We start from the raw sequence: 9,608 nt of genomic DNA, 5'->3' as shown, positions 1-9,608 counted from the left end.
CGGTATAGGAGATGACGAGCCCCATCTGAAAGGAATTCCGCTTGTTCAGCAATTTCAATATATTTTCGACTATACGGGCACAAATTTTGCAGGTTACATCCTTGGGAGAGGCAACAAGCCTGGCGATATTTTGCAAGATACCATTGCTTTGGCCACTGTGGAGGAAATCCGGAAAAAGTGGCATACTTAATCAAAATTTAAATTTAGAGGAATTCACACGTTGTAACAACATCTGAATTCATTTTATAATGTAAAGAGGCAGGGAGGTGATAGGAATGGCAAATCAAATTGCCGGGAAAAGTAACTGCTCATGCAAAGCCTAATATTAGGGCGATACTTTGCGTGGGGCCGGACTGAAATATTTTCGCCCAATGGAGCTCATATCGTTTCTAATAAAAGCTTTGCACCTTATATTTTTTTCATTAAAAATAAGGGGCTGAACAGCTATGAATAAACCATTTATTAGAAACCATCAATATAATTTAATTAAGAAACAAGCACATCTGCTTCAAACTGCTTGCAACACGGTATCCGATCCGAAAGTAGTTGAAGCGGTTAGGTATAGTACGCAAACAAAGATTTCCGAAGCATTCCCGGACGCAACTGATCTTCAAAAGCATGAGTTAGAGAAGCTTGCAACGTTAAATAGGACAGAAGAAATTCAATCCTATTTGCAATCGCTGCAGCCATTGATGTCGGAATTCACTCAAGTAACGGCAGCTCAAATAAAAAAGCTGTTCCCAAAAGTCAAAAAGCTAAAGGTACCCGATTTAGATGATATTGACTACCGTTATGTTACGTATATGGGTTGGACCGATATCGCATCTAATAAGCTGTTTCTTATTTACCGTCAAGACGGACAGCTTATCGGCATTGAAGGAAAGTTTACGCCAACAAATAAGAAAAGCAACTGTTTTTTGTGCAATAGACATGAAGAGGTTGCGTTATTCACGGCCATTACGAAATCAAGGCCTGCTAATGCTTCACCTGATTACTACAAGGCGATTGGAAATTATATGTGCGTTAACAGCAAAGCCTGCAACGCAAATATAACCGATGTTACCGTTTTAGAGAAATTCTTCAGCAACTTTATTGGAAAACATGAATCATAAAATGAAAAGAAGCATCAGAAATTTTGATGCTTCTTTTTTTGTTGTGATTTGCTTCTTCCAGTATCACTGATTGCAGTCTACACAAGTTCTTCAAAAGTGTTGGTTACAATGAGGATAAGGAATAGTGGATAGGAGGACAAAAGAACAAATTTGAAAAATAGAAATGAAAAGACGTTTCCAAAATACCCATTGGGGGTATAATGCAAATAACATACTGAACGAATAAACAGAGGAGTGTAATATAAAATGAAAAAACAATTGGTTTTACTTAGTGTTGCTGCGGTAATCGCTTTAAGTGGATGCGGTAAAAACGAAAATGCTGAGAACGCGATGACCAGCAATCAAGGTGAAGACCACTCGCAAATGAATCACTCCAATAGCAGTCAGCTTCCAAAAGGGTTAAAAGAAGCTACGAATCCAACCTACAAGGTGGGGAGTGAAGCGATTATAAAAGCAGACCACATGGCAGGAATGAATGGAGCTACAGCAACAATTGTGGGCGCCTATACGACTACTGCCTACGCCGTATCTTATACTCCAACAACAGGCGGCGAAAAAGTGACCAATCATAAGTGGGTTATTCAAGAAGAAATTAAAGATGCAGGCGACAAACCCTATGAGCCAGGTACAAAAGTAATCCTTCAAGCAGACCATATGGCGGGTATGAACGGCGCAACCGCAACAATTGATTCCGCAGAGCAAACCACGGTTTATATGTTTGATTACGTTCCAACCACTGGGGGAGAAAAAATGAAAAACCATAAATGGGTAACGGAAAGCGAGCTTTCACCGAAGTAATCAACCGTTTCTGAACAAACGACGATTCTTTCTCAATATTAGAGAGAATCGTCTTTTTTTATACAGGAAAACGAAACTTTTTTACAAGTAATGGAGTCTAATCCTAATTTGACATTAAAAATTAGCCGCAAATAAGTTTCAAAATAAGAAAATGAACATAACCAGTTTAAACACATCTCATGTGTTGGACTGGTTTTTTGTTTTAGAGGTAAGAAGCTTAGATTTGTTTTATTATCATTGAATCGCATACGATTTCCGTAATATTACATCTTATAGCTCGGTCAATTATGTCTTTATAATGTAAGGGTGTGATAACGAGAGGAGGGATGTCTATCATTCTATAATGAACTAGGAAAGTGAACGGAAGGCTATACGGAAATCGCATAAAAGTGAAACAATCTTTTTTGTAAACGCTGCCATTCGTACGTTTTTCGGTAGATCGCACATTTCTCGCACCCCCACATTATTGAGGAGGAATATAATGCGCAATAAGTATTTTGCATGGTCGCTCATCGTTACCATGTTATTCTCGACCTTGCTCCTATCTACTGGACCGTTTACTCCCGTTTCTGCTGCAGCTGGATCAAATCTGTCAATCGGCAAAGACGTTACAGCAAGCGGCCAATCTCAAAACTACAGCCCAAGCAATGTGAAAGACAGCAACCAAGGAACGTATTGGGAAAGTGCAAATAACGCATTTCCACAATGGATCCAAGTCGATCTCGGCTCAAATACTAGCATCGACCAGATCGTATTAAAGCTGCCTGCAGGCTGGGAAACCCGGACACAAACACTTGCGGTTCAAGGCAGTATTAATGGAACAACGTTTACGAATATTGCAGCTTCTACCGGTTATGTATTTAATCCGGCGGTTGCAAGCAATTCGGTCACAATTAACTTCGCTTCAACGAACACACGTTATGTTCGCTTGAATTTTACAGGCAATACGGGCTGGCCAGCGGCACAGTTATCCGAATTCGAAACTTATGGCACTGCGCTGACACCGTCACCTACCCCTACGTCAACGCCTACGGGCACCTATCAGGCTGAATCTGCTGCATTGTCCGGCGGAGCGAGCGTAAATACGGATCATACCGGCTATGCCGGCACTGGATTTGTTGACGGCTACTTAGCACAAGGTGCGACAACAACGTTTACGGTCAATGCAGCCGCGGCAGGCAGCCGCAACGTGACACTCAAGTACGCCAATGCAAGCGGAAGCACAAAAACAATAAGCATCTACGTTAACGGAACAAAAATCCGCCAAACCTCACTTCCAAACCTTGCGAACTGGGATACGTGGGGAACAAAAGCAGAGGCTCTCACTTTAATTGCAGGCTCCAATACGATTGCTTATAAATACGATGCAGGCGATTCCGGCAATGTCAATCTTGACCAAATCACAGTTGATTCAACGATCATTACACCTACACCTTCTCCTACAGCAACGGCAACTCCTACGCCAACGGTGACACCAACAGCAACAGCAACGCCATCTCCAACTCCTACGCCATCAGTGACACCAACACCAACACCAACACCAACACCAACAGCAACGCCTACGACTCCACCAGGTGGAAACATCGCTATTGGCAAAGCTATTAGCGCATCATCCAGCACACAAACGTTTATCGCAGCGAACGCAAACGACAATAACACCGCCACTTATTGGGAAGGCGGCAGCGCTTCGAGCACCTTAACTCTCGATCTTGGGGCGAATCATGACATTACATCCATCGTGCTGAAGCTGAATCCTTCTACAGAATGGGGCACTCGTACACAAACGATTCAAGTACTAGGCCATAACCAAAATACAACAACCTTCGGCAGCTTAGTGTCGGCACAAGCTTATACGTTTAATCCAGCTTCGGGCAATATGATAACGATTCCGGTTACCTCGACGGTTAAACGTCTGCAGTTGAATATTACGACGAACTCCGGCGCACCTGGCGGTCAAATCGCTGAGTTTCAAGTATACGGAACGCCTGCTCCAAACCCTGATTTGACGATTACAGGCATGTCATGGGCACCGGTCTCACCAATAGAGACAAATGAAATTACACTGAACGCAACAGTTAAGAATATCGGCAACGCCAGTGCCCCAGCGACTACAGTCAACTTCTACCTTAACAACACGCTTGCCGGCTCTGCTCCAGTAGCCGAACTAGCGGCCGGTGCTTCAGCAACAGTGTCACTTAATGTTGGTGCCAAAACAGCAGCTACGTACTCAGTAAGCTCGAAGGTAGATGAGAACAATGCAATTATTGAGCAAAATGATGCCAACAACAGCTATACGAATCCATCATCACTCATTGTCGCTCCTGTAGCCAGTTCCGATTTAATTGGAACTGTATCCTGGACACCTAGTAATCCAGTTGCCAGCAATACAGTCGCTTTCAACGTTATCCTTAAAAATCAAGGAAACATTTCTTCAGCAAGCGGCACCCATGGCGTAACCGTTAATCTTAAAAATTCAGCCGGCTCTACCATTCAGACCTACAACGGGTCATATAGCGGTACTTTAGCAGCTGGCGCATCTGCAAATGTCAGTATTTCTGGAACATGGACAGCAGTAACTGGCAACTATACCGTATCAACAATCGTTGCTGTTGATGCCAATGAATTAGCAATTAAGCAAGCAAATAACACGAGTTCAACAAGTCTAGTCGTTTATTCTGCACGAGGTGCTAGCATGCCTTACAACAGGTACGATACGCAGGATGCGACTCGAGGTGGAGGAGCAACTTTACAATCTGCACCGACATTCGATCAGGCGCTTATTGCATCCGAGGCATCTGGTCAGAGCTACGTGTCACTTCCATCGAATGGCTCATATCTTCAGTGGAACGTAAGGCAAGGGGAGGGCGGAGCAGGCGTTACGATGAGATTTACGATGCCAGACTCAGCGGATGGTATGGGGCTCAGCGGATCACTTGATGTTTACGTTAATGGAGTCAAAGCCAAGACCATCCCGCTCACTTCCTACTACAACTGGCAGTATTTCGCGAGTGATCAACCAGCTGACACTCCATCCGGAGGACGTCCGCTCTTCCGATTTGATGAGGTGCACTGGAAACTGGATACAGCCCTTCAACCTGGCGATACCATACGTATCCAAAAAAGCAATGCAGACAATCTCGAATATGGTGTAGACTTCCTTGAAATCGAGCAGGTTCCAACTGCGATTGCTCGTCCGGCCAACTCAGTTTCTGTAACAGATTTTGGCGCTGTTGCAAACGATGGCCTCGATGATCTTGCAGCCTTCGAAGCTGCTGTAACATCAGCGGTTTCTACTGGAAAAATCATGTATATACCGGAAGGAACCTTCCATCTCGGAAACATGTGGAAGGTCGGTTCTGTCAGTAACATGATTAATGATATTACGATCATGGGTGCAGGCATTTGGCATACAAACATCCAGTTTACCAACCCTAATGTAGCATCGGGCGGCATTTCATTCCGTGTCGAAGGCAAGCTTGATTTTAGCAATATCTATATGAATTCCAAGCTGCGGTCGCGCTATCACGAGGGTGCTATTTACAAGGGCTTTATGGACAATTTCGGAAAAAATTCAAAGGTTCACAATGTATGGGTTGAGCACTTTGAATGCGGTTTTTGGGTAGGGGATTATGCACATACACCAGCAATTTATGCGGATGGGCTCGTGATTGAAAATAGCCGGATCCGAAATAATCTTGCTGACGGTGTCAACTTCGCCCAAGGAACGAGCAATTCGACTGTTCGCAACAGCAGCGTACGAAATAACGGTGATGATGGTCTTGCCGTATGGACGAGTAATGTAAATGGTGCCCGCGCGGGTGTCAACAATACCTTCTCGTTTAATACGATTGAGAATAACTGGCGTGCGGCTGCTATTGCATTTTTCGGCGGGGGAGGACATAAGGCTACTAACAACTTGATCATCGACACTGTCGGCGGATCTGGCATTCGAATGAACACTGTATTCCCAGGCTACCATTTCCAGAACAATACCGGCATTTTGTTCTCGGATACAACGATTATAAACAGCGGAACTAGTAAAGACCTCTACAATGGCGAACGCGGAGCTATCGATTTGGAGGCATCTAACGATTCCATCAAAAACGTGACGTTTACCAACATCGATATTATCAATACGCAGCGCAGTGCTATCCAGTTTGGATATGGCGGCGGCTTTGAAAATATCGTGTTCAACAATATCAATATTAATGGTACGGGACGTGATGGAATCCTTACATCGCGGTTCACATCACCGCATCCAGGTGCGGCAATTTACACCTATACGGGGAATGGCTCAGCAACGTTCAACAACTTGACGACTAGCAATATCGCTCATCCCAACACGAATTACATCCAGAATGGATTTGGTTTGATCATTCAATAACAGATTGATCATTCAGTAAGATCGAGAGATGGCTGAGTGGGGGAGTTCTTCGGAACTCCTCCACTTTTTTTATGTTTATCAAAGATATAAAACGAAAATGGAGAATCTCAAAATACATATTAAATATATACGATTTTAGAAAATGAATGAGAAAAACGAACAATTATATGAGCAATTAGTTGATAACGCCGTTAATTAGATAACACAAAGCGTTTAGTTAACCAAAATGTTCATGATTTAAATAAAAATAATCGGAATAATCCAAGCATTCTATGCATTAAATGAATTACCGTTCATATTTTATATATAAAAGATGCAATTCACTCCAGAAAGCAGGAGGTTATCGCATGAATGCCGAGCACAGTCAAGGACTTAATGCCATTTCGCAACCCGGTGAATTCACAGAGCTTGACCGTTTCATGTTCGAGTCGTGGGGTTATTTGATCATTCCTAATGTATTATCCGCTGACCAAGCACAGCAATGTTTGGAGGCATCTATTCGCCTGCATGAGAGAGAAGGGACAACCGGATGGGCTCAGGTTGGCCGAGGATTTGAAAGCGAACCCACGCTGGATCAGTTGATTGATCACCCTGCGGTGCTCCCAAAAGTGAGAGCATTATATGGCGATCGTTTTATTCTTCAATCCGCTTGGTGCACGAAGCAGCCGGCATTTGGAGGAGCAGGCGGCTGGCATCAGGATGGCTCAGGAGCCTACGATTTTAATCAACTAGCTTATCCGATTCCTCTTCTGCAGCTGCGCGCTTCCTATTTGCTTACTGACCAATCGCTGCCTAGGATGGGCAACATGGAAATGATTCCAGGCAGCCACAGAGCCCAAGTTCCACTCCCGGCAGACATCCGCCGCGATAAAGGTGATTTGCCTGTAGGACATGTCATTTGTGCGCCTGCCGGATCTGTATTGCTCTTCCATAACGCGGTTTGGCATCGTACATATTATCATGACGGAGATTACGACCGTTATACCGCACATTATATTTATAGTCCGCCTTGGGTTCGATTCTCCGATCGCTTTGCAAACAACAAGGACTATTTGGAGCGTACAACGCCTATGCGCCGTTATTTAGCAGGAGAATATGAGCGGCCAGACGCGCCATTTGGCGCCGGGTACCCCGCAACGGCTTTTAAAGATTAGCAATTCGCCGCTTAAACAAATATTTGAATAATGGAGGGATTTTCGAATGTTAAATGTCGCGATGATTAGCAAATGGCATGTTCATGCTGATGGATATGCAAAACACCTGCAATCACTTGGAAACGTAAACATAACAGCAGTTTGGGATGAAATAACGGAGAGAGGGCGAACGTGGGCAGCAGAGCTAGGAGCTGCTTTTGAATCTGATCTGGATACGCTGCTTCAAAGGGCAGACGTAGATGCTGTCGTCATCGATGCCCCTACCAGCATGCACGCGGAAGTCATGGTTGCTGCTGCGCAAGCTGGAAAACATATTTTCACCGAGAAATCGATGGCGCTTACGGTAGCCGAATGCGACAAAATTACGGATGCTGTACAAAAATCCGGCGTGAAGTTTTGTATATCTTTTCCCGCTCGAACAAGGCCTCACCATTTATTCGCTAAACAGCTTCTGGACGATGGGCTGCTTGGCGCCATTACGCTGCTGCGTATCCGAAATGGTCACGACGGAGCATTAAACAATTGGCTGCCTGAATACTGGTACGATGAGAAACAGGCAGGCGGCGGAGCTATGATGGATCTTGGTTGCCATCCGATGTACTTGGCAAGCTGGCTGCTTGGTGAGCCGAGACGAATTACATCTATGTTTAATTATTTTACGGGCCGGGCTGTTGAAGATAATGCACAATGCTCGATTGAGTTTGCTAACAACGCGGTTGCGCTGCTGGAAACTAGCCTTGTTACTTACTCGACGCCATCTGCGTTTGAACTATACGGTACGGAAGGGACACTGATCATATCCGGGGAAGATGTTAAATTTGTTTCCAAACATACCGATTCACCGCTCCAAGGCTGGATTTCACCTCGACAGCTTCCAAAGGAGCAGCCGCTTCCACTAACACAATGGGTAGATGGCATTCTGAACGACAAGCCGATGCCATTTGGACTCGAGGACGGAACAAAGCTGACGGAACTTCTTGAAACGGCATATATCGCTCATCGCGAGAGAAGAACGGTAGATTTTAAACGGCAAGGAGGAAATTAATGAGATGCGAACAGTAAAGGTAGGTATTATCGGATGCGGCATGATTGCAGGCGGCAAACATATGCCAAGCTTAGCCAAGGTGGGTAATGTAGAGATGGTCGCATTCTGCGATCTAATTGAAGAAAGAGCGCGCGAAGCTGCTGAGAAGTATGGAGTTCCCGGCGCGAAGATTTTTACCGATTATAAGCAGCTATTAGCCATGGAGGATATTGAAGTCATTCATGTATTGACGCCAAATATTTCGCATGCCGTCATTTCAATCGATGCCATGGAAGCTGGCAAACACGTTATGTGTGAGAAGCCGATGGCCAAGACCAGTGCCGAAGCGAAAGCGATGTACGAAGCTCATGTTAGAACCGGTAAGAAGCTGACAGTTGGCTACCAGAACCGAAGCAAAGCTCAGTCGCTGCTGTTAAAAAAAATGATCGAGAATGATGAGCTTGGCGAGATCTATTATGCCAAAGCGGTTGCAACAAGGCGTAGAGGGGTTCCGACATGGGGAGTATTTCTGGATAAAGAGAAACAAGGCGGCGGACCTTTGATCGATATTGGCACCCATTCACTGGATCTCATCCTATGGCTGATGAACAATTATGAGCCTCACAGTGTAGTAGGCAGTGTGTTCCAGAAGCTGAAGAATACAGAAAATGCAGCTAATGAATGGGGATCATGGGACCCAGCGCAGTTTGAAGTAGAAGATTCCGCTTTTGGTTATGTAAAATTCAAAAACGGTGCTGTCGTTTCAATTGAAACCAGCTGGGCACTTAATATCGCCAAATCTGAAGGATCATATTTGTGCGGTACGAAGGGCGGTGCTGATTTTCACGACGGTCTGCGCATTAACGGCGAGAGGGACGGCAGCTTATTTCTAAACGTCATCGACGTGAAAGCGACCGAGAGAGAGCAATTCCATGGAGAAAACCTGACTGATTTTGAGTATGAAGCCAAGCAGTGGATCAGCAGTATTGTGAACGACACCGATCCGCTCGTTAAGCCTGAAGAGGCGATGGTGGTATCGGCTATTCTGGAAGCGGTTTACTTATCAGCCGAAACCGGTAAAACGATCTACTTCGATTAATGGCTGCTCATGTACACGAGTAATAGACGGATTATAC

The 9,608-nt window shown here is 44.7% G+C and carries 6 protein-coding genes and 1 pseudogene; all 7 read left to right on the top strand.

What is annotated here, in order from left to right; translation table 11 throughout:
- Window positions 1–190, top strand: a pseudogene (locus AB4Z17_RS29050) (flavodoxin family protein); the annotation flags it as partial.
- Between the two features lie 256 nt (window positions 191–446).
- Window positions 447–1,112, top strand: coding sequence for a FusB/FusC family EF-G-binding protein (locus tag AB4Z17_RS29045; protein ID WP_076266000.1), 666 nt, complete (start codon window positions 447–449; stop codon window positions 1,110–1,112).
- A 246-nt stretch (window positions 1,113–1,358) separates the two neighbouring features.
- Window positions 1,359–1,910, top strand: coding sequence for a YdhK family protein (locus AB4Z17_RS29040; RefSeq protein WP_441963696.1), 552 nt, complete (start codon window positions 1,359–1,361; stop codon window positions 1,908–1,910).
- Window positions 1,911–2,391: 481 nt separating this feature from the next.
- A complete protein-coding gene (locus AB4Z17_RS29035) occupies window positions 2,392–6,294 on the top strand; it encodes a discoidin domain-containing protein (protein WP_441963694.1) in 3,903 nt (1,300 codons plus the stop codon).
- Between the two features lie 347 nt (window positions 6,295–6,641).
- Window positions 6,642–7,448, top strand: a complete 807-nt coding sequence (locus AB4Z17_RS29030) for a phytanoyl-CoA dioxygenase family protein (RefSeq protein WP_441963692.1) — start codon at window positions 6,642–6,644, stop codon at window positions 7,446–7,448.
- Between the two features lie 46 nt (window positions 7,449–7,494).
- Complete coding sequence (locus AB4Z17_RS29025) at window positions 7,495–8,493, top strand: Gfo/Idh/MocA family protein (RefSeq protein ID WP_441963690.1); 999 nt, start codon at window positions 7,495–7,497, stop codon at window positions 8,491–8,493.
- Window positions 8,494–8,497: 4 nt separating this feature from the next.
- On the top strand, window positions 8,498–9,571 hold the full coding sequence (locus AB4Z17_RS29020; RefSeq protein WP_441963688.1) for a Gfo/Idh/MocA family protein: 1,074 nt from the start codon (window positions 8,498–8,500) through the stop codon (window positions 9,569–9,571).
- Window positions 9,572–9,608 lie beyond the last annotated feature (37 nt).

The organism is Paenibacillus sp. TAF43_2, from assembly GCF_052113545.1.
Taxonomy (GTDB): Bacteria; Bacillota; Bacilli; order Paenibacillales; family Paenibacillaceae; genus Pristimantibacillus.
The sequence above is the reverse complement of the archived record's forward strand: the minus strand, read 5'-3'. Positions and strand labels throughout refer to the sequence as shown.